Annotated in this window: 14 protein-coding genes; 13 read left to right on the top strand and 1 reads right to left on the bottom strand. The window is 60.0% G+C overall.

The window, feature by feature from the left end:
• Position 1: 1 nt before the first annotated feature.
• The 12 genes from JKF87_RS17325 (at position 2) to JKF87_RS17270 (ending at position 13710) form a co-directional block, all read left to right on the top strand.
• Complete coding sequence (locus JKF87_RS17325) at positions 2-784, top strand: TraK domain-containing protein (protein WP_201101134.1); 783 nt, start codon at positions 2-4, stop codon at positions 782-784.
• Positions 784-1200 (top strand): hypothetical protein, encoded by a 417-nt coding sequence (locus JKF87_RS17320; RefSeq protein ID WP_201101133.1) that lies wholly within the window; start codon positions 784-786, stop codon positions 1198-1200. The genes JKF87_RS17325 and JKF87_RS17320 overlap by 1 nt, the downstream gene beginning before the upstream one ends.
• A 1-nt stretch (position 1201) precedes the next feature.
• The gene (locus JKF87_RS17315; RefSeq protein WP_201101132.1) at positions 1202-1720 is read left to right on the top strand and encodes a TrbI F-type domain-containing protein; all 519 of its coding nucleotides are present in this window, start codon (positions 1202-1204) and stop codon (positions 1718-1720) included.
• Between the two features lie 21 nt (positions 1721-1741).
• The gene (locus JKF87_RS17310; RefSeq protein WP_201101131.1) at positions 1742-2002 is read left to right on the top strand and encodes a hypothetical protein; all 261 of its coding nucleotides are present in this window, start codon (positions 1742-1744) and stop codon (positions 2000-2002) included.
• Positions 1992-2492 carry a signal peptidase I gene (gene lepB, locus JKF87_RS17305; RefSeq protein WP_201101130.1) on the top strand — a complete coding sequence of 167 codons (501 nt, stop codon included), beginning with the start codon at positions 1992-1994 and terminating at the stop codon, positions 2490-2492. The genes JKF87_RS17310 and lepB overlap by 11 nt, the downstream gene beginning before the upstream one ends.
• Positions 2489-3121 (top strand): type-F conjugative transfer system protein TraW, encoded by a 633-nt coding sequence (traW, locus tag JKF87_RS17300; RefSeq protein WP_201101129.1) that lies wholly within the window; start codon positions 2489-2491, stop codon positions 3119-3121. Before lepB ends, traW begins: the two co-directional genes overlap by 4 nt.
• Entirely contained in the window at positions 3118-4233 is a 1116-nt protein-coding gene (traU, locus tag JKF87_RS17295) for a conjugal transfer pilus assembly protein TraU (RefSeq protein ID WP_201101128.1), read from the top strand. Before traW ends, traU begins: the two co-directional genes overlap by 4 nt.
• Positions 4234-4244: 11 nt before the next feature.
• Positions 4245-5081: a type-F conjugative transfer system pilin assembly protein TrbC gene (gene trbC, locus JKF87_RS17290; RefSeq protein ID WP_201101127.1), complete on the top strand. Its 837-nt coding sequence runs from the start codon at positions 4245-4247 to the stop codon at positions 5079-5081.
• A gap of 90 nt (positions 5082-5171) precedes the next feature.
• Positions 5172-8306 (top strand): conjugal transfer protein TraN, encoded by a 3135-nt coding sequence (gene traN, locus JKF87_RS17285; RefSeq protein WP_201101126.1) that lies wholly within the window; start codon positions 5172-5174, stop codon positions 8304-8306.
• Positions 8307-8335: 29 nt separating this feature from the next.
• Entirely contained in the window at positions 8336-9235 is a 900-nt protein-coding gene (locus JKF87_RS17280; RefSeq protein WP_201101125.1) for a conjugal transfer protein TraF, read from the top strand.
• A gap of 9 nt (positions 9236-9244) precedes the next feature.
• Positions 9245-10672, top strand: coding sequence for a conjugal transfer protein TraH (locus JKF87_RS17275; RefSeq protein WP_201101124.1), 1428 nt, complete (start codon positions 9245-9247; stop codon positions 10670-10672).
• Between the two features lie 5 nt (positions 10673-10677).
• Positions 10678-13710 (top strand): conjugal transfer protein TraG N-terminal domain-containing protein, encoded by a 3033-nt coding sequence (locus JKF87_RS17270; protein ID WP_201101123.1) that lies wholly within the window; start codon positions 10678-10680, stop codon positions 13708-13710.
• A gap of 54 nt (positions 13711-13764) precedes the next feature.
• Here JKF87_RS17270 and JKF87_RS17265 read toward each other — a convergent pair whose 3' ends face one another.
• Complete coding sequence (locus tag JKF87_RS17265) at positions 13765-14070, bottom strand: hypothetical protein (RefSeq protein WP_201101122.1); 306 nt, start codon at positions 14068-14070, stop codon at positions 13765-13767.
• A 104-nt stretch (positions 14071-14174) separates the two neighbouring features.
• Here JKF87_RS17265 and JKF87_RS17260 point away from each other — a divergent pair, with 104 nt between their 5' ends.
• On the top strand, positions 14175-14882 hold the full coding sequence (locus JKF87_RS17260) for a hypothetical protein (protein WP_201101121.1): 708 nt from the start codon (positions 14175-14177) through the stop codon (positions 14880-14882).
• Positions 14883-14968 lie beyond the last annotated feature (86 nt).

Raw genomic sequence — 14968 nt, 5'->3', positions numbered from 1 at the left:
CATGAAGCGTCTGATGCTTGGTGCAGTCGCGGCCCTGGGCCTTTTGGTCCCTGCAGGCGCGACCTTTGCACAATCCGACCCATTCAGTCCTGCTGGCGCGGTTTCGGCCCCCAGCACCCGTGATGCAAGCGGAGTGCTGCGCGCGGAAAATGGGACATTCGAGGCGGCGGTGTCTGCCGAACAGTTAACGCGGATCTCGATCATTGGCGACCGCATCGTCTCCGTGCGAACGCTGCAGGACCCCGATGGCCCGCAAATGTTGGTCGAGGCCGAGGAAACAACCGGCGATGTCTATGTTGGATTCGACGGGCCGTCGCTGGGGCGAAGCTTCAACCTATTTCTCGTCACGGCGAGCGGCCGGACGCTTCAGGCCAATCTTCATGTTTCGGCGATCGCTGGCCAGAACATCAGAGTCTCGGCGGGTGACGCACGCCCTGCAGAGGGTGCCAGTGTCGAGCGGACTGAACGACGCAGCGAATATCTTGAAACGGCGACCGCAATGGTTCGCGTCCTTTTCCGCAACGAGACGCCCGAAGGAATGCGCTGCAGTCCCCGAAGCGCAGCCGGACGCGATGTCGGCCCTTATTCAATGCGTGTGGTCAGGACTTGCGAGGGGGCGGGCCTGATCGGGCAAGAGCTCGTCATAAACAACAAGGCCCAGTCGACGGCGCCTGTCCTCGTTGATCCGTTCCTTGTTGCCGGGGTTCTGGCTGTTGCGGCTGACCGTGACGAACTCCAGCCCGGAGGAAGCGCCCGCGTCTTCCTCGTCGAGGAGAGCCGCTGATGTCTGAAGATATGGAGCTGCCGGGGGCAGAAGACACCGAGGAAATCCTCGGCGATGGCAACGCCAAAGCGAAGCAGCGTAAGCTGATCGTGGGCGGTGTTCTCGTGGCCGGCGTTCTCGCTCTGACGGGAACCGTGGCGTGGAATATGTTCGCCGATCCTACCGAGCGACCGGCTGACGAAGAAACCTCTGCAAAAATCCTGACGACCGCCAGGGTCGCCACGGGTAGCGGCCAGAAGCGCGGTGAAGCCGCGGCCGAAGAGTTGAAAGTCAAAGTCGAGCAACTGGACGCCCAGATCTCCGAAGTGAACCAGGAGCGGGGCGTGCTCTCTATGGAGAACGAAAGGCTCAAGGCCGAACTCGAGGCCGACAGGGCCAACGCCTCGACAATACGGCGCAAGGGAGCGCAACACTAAAATGGACGAGAACAACAGCAAGGTCCAAGTTGCCAAGCCTGCGCCTAAGCAGCGCGCATTGGGGCAAGCCATCGTTGATGGAGCCAAGGCGTGGGCCCCCACAAAGGGCCAGACGGCCGCCGCCGCAATCGCGCTGCTGACCATTTCCAACGTCTTTGCCTGGGTGAAGATCACGGAGCTCCAGACCAGTCCGGAAATCATGACGGTCGGGATCAGACAGTTGACCACAAACTATATGGCGCAACTGGCGATGGCGGACATCTCGCCAGAAGAAGTGGCCGTAAGGACAGAGCTCTATTTGTCCGTCACCCAGGACACCCTTCGCAAAGCGGCAGAAAACCGACACGTCCTGCTGATCGCCCGCGAGGCTGTTCTGGCTGGCGAAGCGCCGGACGTAACGGAACAGGTCGAAGCCGCCGTCCAGGCGGCGATGAAGGAGGCGACGGCTCGGAGGGGGGCTCCCCAACAAGCCCAACCGAAGAGCGAAGCCTCCGGATCTCTGCCCGGTTTCTCCCAATAGGCGATGATCGGAGTGACTAAGTTGGCTGCTGATGAACGCCGGTTCCTGCTGTTCCATTGCACACCCCCGCCCGTAGATCGCTACCTGATTGTGCCGGGTAAACGTGGGCTTCCGACCAAACTCGTAGCTGTAAAGGTGGCTGCGCAGGGGGACGGTAAGCGTGCCGAGGTGCCGTTTGCGAGCTATGAGCGGATTGCCGAGTTTTTTCTGTCCGACATGAGTGTCGATGTCGCTGCAGTGATGAAAGCGGGCGCTGAGAGGGCCGACGCCGATGTCGAGTAATCCTCAGCGGAGCTGGCGAAAGGTTGGAGCGGCGGCCATTGTCCTGGTCGCCGCGCTCACCCTCAAAACCGGGCAGGAAGTCCTTACGAGATATCGCGTCGGGTTCAACGAGACCGATAGCCTCGGTAACTGGGGCTATATCGTTGACACGCAAAAACGACAGCCGGCACGAGGAAACCTCGTCGCCTTCGTCGTTCCCGACAACGAGTATTATCCGGCAGGGTCGTCATTCGTGAAGCGCGTGGCCGGGGTCCCCGGCGACGTGATCGAACATCGTGAGGACCAGGTGTACGTCGCCGGATCTCCCGTTGGTCAGATGAAGTCGCACGACCGCAGCGGCAGGCCCGTAGAGCCAGGCCCGGTCGGGGTCATCCCGACTGGAAAAATCTATGTCGCGGGCGATCACAAAGACAGCCTGGACAGTCGATACGCCGTGATCGGCCTCGTGGATTCCCGTCGGATCATCGGGATTGGGGAGCCAATTTTATGAAAACCTACACAGCATTGTTGGGCCTCCTGGTCGCGGTTTGTCTGGGCGCCAGTTCGGCCTCCGCGAAGGATCTTGGCGTCATCGGGCATACGTTCACTATCGGCGAGCAGGACATCCTTGAGGTGATATCCGCGCGCCTGAAGGCCGCCGAGAAAGAAGGACGCATTGACCAGCTGCAGCGCGAGTTTACGCGCCGGGTTGAGCAAAAGGTCGAGCGACCTAATCCGGCGCCGGTCCGGACGACCACATATGCGCGGTCGTGGCTCTTCGACCCGACCATTACGGTTAAGGAGGATTACGCAGATCACCGGGGCCGAGTTTTCGCGAGAGCGGGAGACCGGATCAATCCGCTGGAACGCCTACCCGACTTTGACCGGGTCATGCTGTTCATCGACGGTGACGACACACGCCAGGTCGAATGGGCGCTGAAGGAGATGCGGGCTGCGGGCGAGCACCGCACAAGGATCATCCTGACAAACGGCGCACCGCTTGAACTCATGCGCCGCCGAGGGGTGCAGTTCTACTTCGACCAGGAAGCGCGTCTGGTCGAGCACTTCAGCCTTGAGCAAGTGCCAGCAAAGATCGCCAGGGAAGGCTCGCAGCTTAGGATTTCGGAGTTGATGCCGTGATCCGGGCGGGCGTCTTTTGGAAGAGAGCTGTCAGCATCGCCGCGATCGTTGGCCTGAACCTCGGGCTTGCAGCTGAAGCCTCAGCCTCGATTAATGCAACTGCCTCAGCCTTGAACCTGTCCGCCGTAGCGGCGCCCGCCGTCGCTGCTGCGGCGGCCGACGTGCCGGGAGCCAGCTGCTCAGGGCGGTTCGTGAATCCGATCACTGACGTATGCTGGTCTTGCATGTTCCCCCTGACGCTGGGGAGCATCCCCTTGTTCAAGGGCAACAAGCCCGACACCCCGAACCCAAGTTCGCCGGTGTGCCTTTGCCCGACCACTCTACCGCCTTTCGTTATGATCGGCCTGAACGTCGGGTTCTGGGAGCCCGTTCGCCTCGTTGATGTGACGCAGAAGCCGTTCTGTTTCGTGAACCTGGGCGGCGTGAAGATTGACCCTGGCGTTGGCTATCCAGCCAAGTCGTCTCGCTCCAGCGATGGGGTCGCGAACAGATCCGCCTATCATGTCCACTGGTACATCTATCCTGTGATGTATTGGCTCGAGCTGCTGACGGACTTTCTGTGCGTCGAGCGTATGACGTTCGATATCGCATACATCACCGAGCTCGATCCGCTCTGGAATGACGACCACCTGGCGGTTCTCATTCACCCCGAGTCTCTCGTCTTCGCCAATCCTATCGCTGTGGCGGCCTGCTCGGTGGACTGTGCGGCCTCAACGGCAGGCCACGTCAGAAACGAAATGTTCTGGTGCGCCGGGTGCCAGACGACAATGTATCCCATGACCGGCAACGTCTCGGGTGAGTACGGCAACGTCCAAGGGTCGCTGCTCGTGGCCGCCCGGTTTGCTTACAAGATGCACCGCCAGTTGCTTGCCGATGGCACAAGCGGGCCGAAGGCGTCGTGCCGCAAATACAAGATGCCGATCATGGATAAGCGGCAATACAGGTTCCAGATGGTGAACCCGGTCCGCCATACAACAGGCCCTTTCACCTGCCCCGCAATAGGCGTGTCGAGTGTGCCCTACGAGAGCGGCAAGTCCTTCCCGATTAAGGGAGAAGACTACGGCTATCTCGTTTGGCGTAAGCGCAACTGCTGCGTGACAGTGGTTCCATAGAGATCAAGAAAATGAGCATCCCAACATTCGACGGAACTGTATCGGCGTGGATCATCGTCGGCGGCATCTTCTATGTCGCCATCAATCTGCTGTGGCTGGGCTGGCGCGCAAACTGGCCGATCATGCAGATGGCGTCGGGGGCGATGGCGCTTGGCGCTGTCTTGTGGACCTGTACGCCGGTCCTGGCCCAGGACGCTACGGGCGCTGCTGTAAGAGCCCTCATTGACGAGGCCGAAGCGCGCGGTCGTAGCGCTGAGGCAAGCCTGGGCGAATGGTTATCGCAAGCGACGCGGATTTCCGAGGCGCACCGTGAGGAGGCGCGGACTCTGTCTGCGGTGAACGAGGCACGTCTTGCTGAAGGTATGCGAATGGTCGCCCTGGACGACAGCGCCTTTGGTGACGCCGCCAAGATGATGATCGCAAACGAGGACGAAGGCGGCGCGCTGTATATCGCCGTCTCTTTGACCATGCCGCGCGAGGCCCTGAGGCAGTTATCGGCCGACGCCCAGAAGGCAGGCGCCCGGCTCGTCATTCGCGGTCTTGTAGATGGCTCTTTTGAGCGCACGCTAGTTGTTGCGCGCCAAGTTTTCGGGCAAGATGATCTTAGCGGTCTCGCGATCGAGCCACAGGTCTTCAGGGCCTATGGGGTTGATCGCGTCCCGACGTTCATTGCGGCCACGTCCCCTGTGCAACCTTGTCAGGACGGCGTGGACTGCGTGAGCTCGGTAACCCCTCATGACCGTATCGCGGGGAATGTCAGCCTCGCGGAAGCGTTGCGCCAGATCGCGCAGCGCGGCGATGCTGCGCCAGATGTCGCTCGTGCGGCACTGGAGCGCCTAGAGGGGTGAATTACGGTGTCTGCACCATCTTCGACTAAGTCGCTTGTCGCCCGAATTCTCGGGCTGGCGGTTCTCGCTGTGGCGTCATCGGTTGCACCGATGGCGTTCAGCCAAACAACGACAGGGGATGGTGGAGCAGGGGCCTTTGCGGGCTCAAATCAGCCCAAGCCCATTGGAGATCCCAACCAGATTGTCCCGGGCCTCGGGAATACCGGGGGCTGGGAGGCATATGGCGATAACCCGGACGGGCTGATCTCGTCCGGCGTCGCAAATGCACCTGGCAACGAGTACCTGGAAGTCCTTGGCGGCGGCGCCGTAAATGCGGCTCGCTACGACCTGAGCAACAATGACGACTGGCTGCAGCGCAGCTTTGACATTTTCAAGGACGCCCAGGGCCACACTGGCGGCCTGACCGACGATGCCACGACCTCCTGCCGTGCCGAAAGCGGGCAGAAAACGCGGACTGAAACGACCCTCTACACCTGCGAGAGCGGCAAGGCCGCAGTGGACCAGGAAGAGACTTGCGCGCGGTCGTATCAGCCAATCTTCGACACCGACTACCTCTACAAATGCCTGTCGGGCGACCGTTGGACTTCCACGTCTAAGACCTGCGAGCCCGAACGCGTTGTAGTCGTCGACGTGGACTACGTTTATGCCTGCAAAACCGGCACGGTTTGGACACACACTCCCGCTTCCTGCGAAAGGAAGCGGATCGTCGTCGTTGACGAGGACTATGTCTATGGCTGCGTAAAGACCTGGAATGGATCTACGCACGCGCCCAATGCGGCGTGTGTCGCGAACGGAAAGCCGGGCTGCGCGCCCTCGGGCGGCCAGGTCTGTGCGGCCCCGTCGGGTCTGCCCTCAAGCTATATTTGTCAGCAGGGATACAGCGGAACGCAAACGACTGAGTTTTGCGCCATCAGCCAAGACGTCAGGTTCACGGAGAAGGGCCACTATAACGCTCAGGTGTCGTGGGGCCAGATGAACCCAATCGAGCCGACAGAAGCGTCTCTCTCAGCGCTGCTACCTGGCTGCAGAGTAAAATTCGGTAATGGCACCTGGTCGACGGGTCTTTTCAGAAGTCGCCCGGCTACGATTGCGTGCGACCAACCTCTGAATCTCATGGCTCCGCCTTGGCAGGTCCAGATGCTTGGCTGGTTCTACGCGCACTTCGGAGGAACGGCCTCAGCGCCTGCAGTTGGCATTGACGTTTATAGCATCCCCACCACTGTCAAAGAGGACACAGGAGAACATCTAGTGTCGTCTTGCCCCACTGGGGCGGACACAAACCCGAACTGCCAAAAGACCGGAACGATGCAGTGCGTCGAAGGTGAAGGTACTCGCACGATCGACGGTGTCAGCGTCTATCGAGCGTGCTGGAGGTTTGAACAGATCTACAAGTGCGGAAGCCAATCCAATTATCCAGGATGCGCGCCCCCCGCTGGGATGGCCCAGACGGGTGAACGATGCATCGCGACGAATTCTTCTGGTGTCTGCACCGGCACTGAGAAGACGTATGGCGATCCTTCAGGCGGATGCTCGCGCTACGAGCAGGACTTCCGTTGTGAGGATCCGGTGGCAGGCGCGGGCACGCCTAAGGAGATCCTGCGCGATATCGTCTCCGACACCTGGGACAATGGGTGTAATGCGCTGGCTGGCAATGGCGCCTGCGTAAAGCAGGGCGAAGTTGTCATTGAAGGCAACGCCACGAAGGTCATCAATGGCCTCCCGGTAACGCGCAATCCTTGGCATGTCCGCGAGGACTACATCTGCTCAGCGTCATCGACCGTGAACTCGTGTGCGCCGTTCAGCGGCTGCACCCAGCAGAGCCAGACATGCGCGAGCCAGGATAGGACAGGCAACTGCACGGCCTACGACCGCACCTATCGTTGCGACAACCCGGTCAATAACGGCGGAACCCCGATCGACACGCCTCGCGAAATCGTAGGCGAATATTGGACTGACCCCTGCGCCACCAACCGCAACGATCCGTCTTGCCGCAAGACCGCCGAGAAGGTTCTGATTGGGAACGAAACCCGCGTGATCAATGGGCTCTCGGTGACCCGCGACCCCTGGAAGCGCCAAGAAACATGGACCTGCAGCACATCTGCAGCCGTTGATACCTGCGGGCCTGTAAAGACCTGCCAGGTCGTAAACGAGACGTGCGCTCTTAAGGACCCGAACGGCGTGTGTTCCGGCGTCGAGAAGACCTATCGCTGCAAGGATATTGTTGAAGGCGCTGGGCCGCCCGATGGCGAAATCACTGAGCATGTGGGCGGCGAAATGGAGGGCCCCGCGTCCTGCAGGCCTGCGTCGGATACGAAGTGCCGCAAGAAGGATACGCAATGCACCCAGCCAGGCGGGACCCGCATCATAAACGGTGTTCCGACCACGGCGCCGTGCTGGGAAGAAACGGATACCTACGTCTGCGAAACGACCGGCGCCCAAGAGACGAACTGCAAGCCCGCGTCGGGCTGTGAGCTGCTACGCCAAGAATGCCTGGACGGGCAGGTTGGTGACGATCAATGCCGGACTTTCGAGAACGTCTATCAGTGCAAGAAAGAGGTCCTGGTCGAGGAGACGAAGGATACCTGCCAGATCAAGGTTTGCATCGGCAGTATGTGCATAGGGCAGGACGACGAAGGGAGCTCTGATCTCCCCGACGCCCTGGCCGCGCTTCTCATCGCCCAGATGGCCGGTGAAGACTATTCGAAGAACCTGACGATCTTCAAAGGACAGCCGATGCGCTGCCGCAAGGCTGTGCTGGGCTTCCGCAACTGCTGCAAAGATAGCGGCTGGGGTGTCGATATCGGTCTGACGCAGTGTTCTCAGGAAGAGGAAACGCTGATGACCCGCCAGGAAGCAAAATCCACGCACTATGTCGGGACATACTGCTCGCAAAAGTCGTTCCTGGGCGTCTGCCTCGAAAAGTCGATGCGCTACTGCTCCTTCGACGGGACGCTGGCTCGCATCGTTCACGAAACAGGTCGTCCTCAGATCGGCAAGGATTGGGGCACGCCGAAGGACGCGGATTGCAGCGGCTTCTCGGTCGAAGAGTTCGAGCGGCTCGACCTGAGCAATGCCGATTTCTCCGATTTCACCGCCGACGCGATGAAGAAAATCACAAATCCGGACCCGAATAGCACGCTGGGCCGGATCTCTCAGAACATCAGCAACCTCATGGGGTCGAACTCGCCGGGCTTCGGCGATGTGGACGAGGCTGGAAAGCCATGACGACCCCGCATTCCACCAGGAGAAACAAGATGGGACACCGGCGCAGCTGGTCGATCTCGGCCGCAGTCGTGGCCCTTGCATTTGGCGCATTCGGCGCCGCCTCCGCGCAGGCGCCCTCCCAAGAACAGACCTACTGTGGCCGCGACCTTGGACAGTGGTTCTACTGCGACCGTCCCGCGCCCCCCGAGCAGCCCGAAGAGAGGAGCGAGAATTCTCCGCTGCGCTCGATGCGCGCGCCCGAGATCGCCGAGCTTGAACAGTTCCAGAAAGAGCTCGAAGAAGCGCGGAATATCGCCACCTGGCGGCCCTCGCCGGAAACGGTGGAGACCTATTATCGTCTGCAGCAAGTCGCCCTGGATAAGGGCGGCATGTTCGCCGACTATTATCGCCGCCTGGTCTGGACGAACCCAGAGCTCGACTACACGGTCAAACGACCTGTGGTGGAAGTGGCGAAGCACGGCTGGACCGACGACAGGCTGGCCGACCGAGATCTCTTCCTACGAAATGTGTCCGACAAGGTCGGGCTGTTCTACGTTTACAGGGGCAGTTGTGGGCCCTGCACGATTGCATCGCCAATCGTGAAGTCCTTCGGTGATCGGTTTGGCATGTCCGTCTCCGCCATCTCGGCAGACGGGGCGCCCAACCAGCATTTCCCCAGCGCACGGCGTGACCAAGGCCAACTGCAGCAATGGGGTGTGCGCCAGATGACGCCAGCGCTGCTCTTCTTCCAGTCGTCCGACGTGGATCCCCGGACTGGTGAAGTGCGGCCGCGTCGGGTGCGCGGAGCCAACGGACAGATGATGGAACTTTTGCCCTGCCGGAAGCGGGAAGGGTGCCTGACCTATGCCGGCGCTGGCGTGATGTCCCTGGAAGACATCGCTGAACGCCTTTTCGTCCTGCTCTCCAAAGAGCCGGGCACAGATTTCTAGGATACGATGATGGCCAAGTCCTCGATCTTCAAAAAGACCCGCAACATCGCCCTGGCGGTAGCCACGTCCACGACGGTTCTATGCTGGACGGCCAATGTTCAGGCTGACGTGAACTCCAGCATGAACGCCTATTGGTCGAGCTCTCTGGGATCTGCGAACATCACGGGCCCTACCGCCTACCAGGGGCAAAGTGCGGGCTATTACACCCTCGGCAACGCCGCTTTCCGTGGACCCCAGGAAACGTCGCAGATCGCGTCAATCCAAATGCCCTCCGTAAGGGCAGGGTGCGGCGGGATCGACATATTCAGCGGCGGGTTCAGCTTCATCAACTCTGACCAGATCGTCGCACAGATGAAGGCGATCGCTTCCAACGCAATCTCCTATGCCTTCATGCTGGCGCTCAAGACGCTTTCTCCGATCGTCGCTGACCAGATCGAGAGCCTATCGAAGCTCGCGAATGACGTGAACCAGTTCAACATGAACAGCTGCCAGCAGGCCCAGACGCTTGTCGGCGGCCTGTGGGGTCGTTCGGACACAGCGTCCAACCAGATCTGTCAGGACCTCTCGACGCACAGGGGTTATTTTTCGGACCGGGTTGCCGCAAAGCACGGCTGCGGAAAAAACCTGACGCAGAACCTGAATCAACTGCCAGACGCCGATAAGGCAGTCCTGCCGATCAACAAGAACCTGGCGTGGGAAGCCTCAAAGCAGCACCCCCTCCTCAAGAGTGACCGTGGCCTTGCAGAGCTCTTCATGACGCTGACCGGCACGATCATCTATCGGTGCCCTAACGACAACGGTTGCATCGTGGACGTGCTGCCTGGTGTCGGATCGGATGACGGCGTCATCACAAAACTGCTCGATGGCGGACCGTTGCGTCTTCACCAATGCAACGAACTCGAAGCCTGCCTCCAGCCGGTGAAGTTTGGAAAGACCGAAACGGTTTCTCAGTCTGCAGCCCTGCGTCGCCGGGTTGAGGTCATGCTTCGTTCGATCACGACCAAGATCCAGGCTCGACAAGCGCTATCGGCTGAAGAGCAAGACTTCCTGAACATGGTCACGCTGCCGGTCTATAAGATGGCCAGCGTCTTCGTTGCGCATGAACGATCGCTGGCCGGCAACACAATGGCTCAGTATTCGGACATCATCGCGCTCGATCTGACAATCACATGGATTGAGCGGTCGGTGTCTCAGCTCGAAGCTGGATCCCGCAATCTGCAGGGCATCGACCAGGAGCAGCTTCGCGACTGGCGAGCGAGCATCGACCAGCTGCGCAGCCAACTGACAGAAAAGCAGATGTTGCTTCGCGGACAGACGACTTCGGTCGAGGCGATGATTGCCCGATCGCAGGCGGCCGAACGCGTGATCGCCGCGCGTGTCGGTAGCCGGATCGCTGATAGCGTCACCTTCGCCTCAAACCTTGTCCCGGCTGGATAAGACAGATGCACGAGATCGTTGTTTACGGCGGCGGCGCCATCTACCGCGATGTCCTCCAGGGCGTCGCGCTTATGTCGGGCGCCAATGGCCTCTCGACGCTGCTTCGCATTGCGATGCTGCTCGGGCTGATCATCACCATTTTCAAAATGGCCTTCGACCTCGACGTGAAGTCGGCGTTCAAGTGGTTCCTGACCTCGATGGTGATCTTCAACCTGATGTGGGTGCCGAAGGCGCAGGTCCACATTACGGATCGCTTCGACCCATCTTTGACGGGCGCGGATGTGGCGAATGTGCCGATTGCCCTGGCCGTCGTCAGCAGCATCACGTTCAAGGTGGGCGACCGGGTGACGAAGCTCGCGGAGCAGGCCTACTCGCAGCCTGCAGACGTGGCCTATACGAAGACAGGAATGATCTTCGGCGCGAAGGTGTTCGAACGTCTGCGGACGGCTCAGATCTCAGATCCGCGCTTTGACCAAAACCTTCGTAGCTTCGTCAAAGGCTGCATCTATTACGACCTTCTGGAGGGGCATTACACAGCCGGGGAGCTGGCGAGACAGAACGACCTTTGGACCTACGTGACAGTCACAAGAGGCACGAACCCTGGCCGCTCGCTGGAATACGTGAACACCTCGGGAAGCTCGGATATCATCAGCTGCACCACGGCGGCCCAACGTCTGAATTCTGAATGGAACGCTACGCTTTCGAGCTCGATCAGCCTGTTCCAAAAGCGGCTTCGGCCGGAACTGCCCGAGTCTCAGCTGCAGAGTGCATTCCTTCAGGAAATGGGCGCCCTGCACCCAATGATGGTCGGGGCATCCCGCGATGCCACGAATACCTTCCAGCAGGTCTTGATGATCAATGCGGTGCGGCGCGGCGTGCCAGGGTTCTCGGCGGAGGCCGGTAACGACGCGATGGGCGTCTTTGCGGAAACGCAGGCTGAGCTTCACACCCGCAACCAGCAACGCCTTATGGGCGGCGTCGCAGAAAAGGCCGTGCCGCTTCTGAAGATTCTTACAGAGCTGCTCATCCTCGGGATCTTTCCGGTGATCTTTCCGGCCATGCTCCTGCCAGGAATGACGATGCGGATCATGCAGGGCTATTTCGGCGGGTTCTTATACCTGCAGCTCTGGGGTCCGATGTACGTGATCCTCCACACGATCATGATGTGGAAATCGGCCGTTGATACCGCGGCGGCAACATACATTCCCGGAGCGACGGCGGGGCTGAAGCTTGCGAACCTGGAAGCCGTTAGCGGGCTGAATGCGGAGATCGCATCGCTTGCTGGCTATCTGTCTCTCTCGATCCCTGTCTTGGCTTCGACCATTGCATTCGCCGGCGCTGCAGCTGTCGGCAAGGGCGGTGAATCCTTCATGGCCAGCTTCAGGGGCGGCGCCGAGGCGGCGGCGGGAACTGCTACCACTGGCAATGTCAGCATCGGCAACACGGCCTATGCGAACCATTCGTTCAACAACCTGTCTGGGATGCGCCAGAGTACGTCGGCCGAGCTCGACTTCGGCCGTACTGGCTATGTCGATAGCGGGTTAAATCGGATCGAAACGAACGCGGACGGATCTGTCAGCGTGACGAAGGCAGCGCAGTCGCAGACGGCGGTGAACGTCCGACATAGCGAGGGAATATCCGCAGCCGCCGTCCAGGCCGCGTCGGAACGGCGGCAAGAGTCTGTGGACCTTCGCCATTCACTTACCGAAGGAAAGAGCCGTGCTCAGTCTGAGAGCACAGAGTTCGTACAGCAATGGATGAGCGGTACGTCTTCAACCTGGACCCAAGGGAGGGATAATCGCGAAACCTGGGGTGCAACGGAACAGCAGATGGATAGCCAGGCCCAAACCCTGTCTAGAAACTTCGGCATTCAACATCAGGACGCCAAAGCCATCGTCGCAGCAACCGCCCTTGAAGCGTATGGCCAAGCCGGGCTCAGCTCCGGGATCTTCAAGCAGGCTGGTATAGACGTATCGGCTGGCGGCAAGTTGAGCATGAGCGCCAGCGGATCTAGGTCATCGACAGCGTCAGAAACCGATGCGCTCAATGCGGCTCGCTCCTCGTTGTCTAGCCAATCGTTCACCGATCGCTTTGACCAATCAGCAGCCAACTACGCCTCTGAGGCCTTTGCCAAGACGCAAAGCGCTTCAACGTCGGAAGCGTTGAAGCGCTCGGATACCTTCACTTCCACACGCTCAATAACCGATGCAATGGACCGCTCCGAGGGCTTAGCCCGGTCTTATGAGCAACGAGCAGACCTGACTCGAAGCCAAGGGGCCTCGGCCGAGATCAATTATGCCAATGCGTTTGAAGGTTACGCGATCAACCAACTGGTCGGCCGACGAGACGCCTACGGTGTCGAAATCGACGCAGATAGGGCGAGAGGTATCCTTGCTGGCCATTCCATGGCTGACATGAGCCTGGTCCACGAGGTTACCGGCAGTTTCCACAAAGACATGGCCACACGCATAGACACCCCCGAGCTAATCGGCCGAAACCAGAACCTTGCTCCGAACGCAGAAGCCGCCAACCCCGGTCCAGTCCGCCTTCTTCAGGAAGGGACCGGCGCAAGCCTGAGGACCGGGCTAGGACGTGGATCAGAAGGCCGTCCTGGCGAAGGCTTCCGAATGGACGACCCAGAACTGGCGACGCCAAACACAACGCCATCTCAATCAACAGCGAGGCCGTCTGGAAGCGGGCTGAGAAGCATGGAAATCCAACCGCCCGAAGCTGCAGCACCCGGACCAGGATGGGCGGGTCCCTCAGCCCTTCAGCCCGGTTTTTCGTCTCCGCTCCGGGACAGCATCCGTGGTGACACCGCTGCTGTAGGAGAGGCACTGGCTGCACGGCGGACGCCTGACTTCGCCAAAGGCGGCGGCCGAGCATTCGGTGAAGTATTTAGCGATGTCGATCCTAAGACTCGTGTACTCGCCAACGCGACCGGCGCGCTGTTTGACCGCGAAGGAGCGCACCCCCAAGGCCACCAAGCTTCCCAAAATGCTGGTGGGCGATTGGGTCGGCGTTACCGCGAACAATGAAAAGGGGGGCGCTGCGTGAGCAGCGCCCCCCTCAGGCCTTGCGAAGAGTTCAGTCTATTTCGGCAACGCCTTCATAATCCGCACCAAACGGAAGACGATGAAGATCGGGATCCCGGCGAAAATGCCGGGAAAGAGGAAGAACGATAGCCCGACAAGGCCGGCGACCCAGCCGCCGCCCAGGAAACCAATCACTGTCGCGCCAAGACCGATCAGAAAGAAAATCGAGATGAAGACACTGCAGATGCCGATGCCGACTATGCAGTTGGTGCGATGAATCTTTGGATCCAGAACCACGCCCGCCAGCGCATTCATCGTCGCCTGAGCACGAGGGTCGAGGTTCATTCCAGGAGTCGTGTTCATGTCAGCTCCTCCTTGAGCAATGTTCTCCGAATGTTCTGACACAGTTTCTCAACCCCCGCTAGTCCTGGACACCAGCATATCACCGCCCCGCCATAGGAAGAAATATGGGCCTGCAAGACCGCGACTATATGAAAGAGCGACGGCTATTCGAAATCCAATCCCGCTTCCGGCGTGCGCGTGCGGAAGCCGACGCCGACGCCGACGGGGCCAGAAACAAACCAAATCAGCCACCGCCGCCGCCGCCGCCGCCCCCTAAGCAACGGAACAATGGCATCAGTAAGATCGGGTTGGTGCTGGCCATGATCCTCTTAGCGGTGGCCATGGTCGTGCCCAAACGGCGCCAGCTGGAGGACTATTTCAGTCGGGGAAGAGTGGAGGTCCCGGCCGTATTCAGTAGCCGCGAGAACGGTAGAACGTTCGCAGACCACATGCCCTTTCCTGCAGACGGCACGATCAAAAGGCACGTCCCTTTTGACCTGCAAGAAATGGACTCCAAAGTCAGATTCACGGGTCACAAAGCTGACCGCCGAACCGTCATAAGAATACGCGAGTGGGCCAGCCAAACACCGATTGCGACTGCCTACATGGAAGGTGTGTCGGCTGTGGAGTTGGCTCTACCCCACGGGGATTATCAGATCACCGTTGCGAGGGGTAAGGGCTGGAAAGGAGACGCGGATCTCTTCGGCAAAGCTACGGAAGTCTATCAAGTCTCTGAAGCTTTCACGGTGCTTCCGAATACCTCACACCTCGTCGACTTTGATCCGGTCGAGGGCAACCTGAGAACCAAAGAAACGCTCAGGCGGGCGTTTTGACCCTACGGCGCTGCTGGAGCAGCGCCAAATCTGCAGCCGCAACCTAGAGCCCACATAGGTCGGGCATGTATTACAGCTAAGCATAG

This window comes from Brevundimonas nasdae (genome assembly GCF_016654005.1).
In the GTDB taxonomy this organism is placed as follows: Bacteria; Pseudomonadota; Alphaproteobacteria; order Caulobacterales; family Caulobacteraceae; genus Brevundimonas; species Brevundimonas nasdae.
Note: the sequence above shows the minus strand (reverse complement) of the source record. Positions and strands in the feature narration are given on the sequence as shown.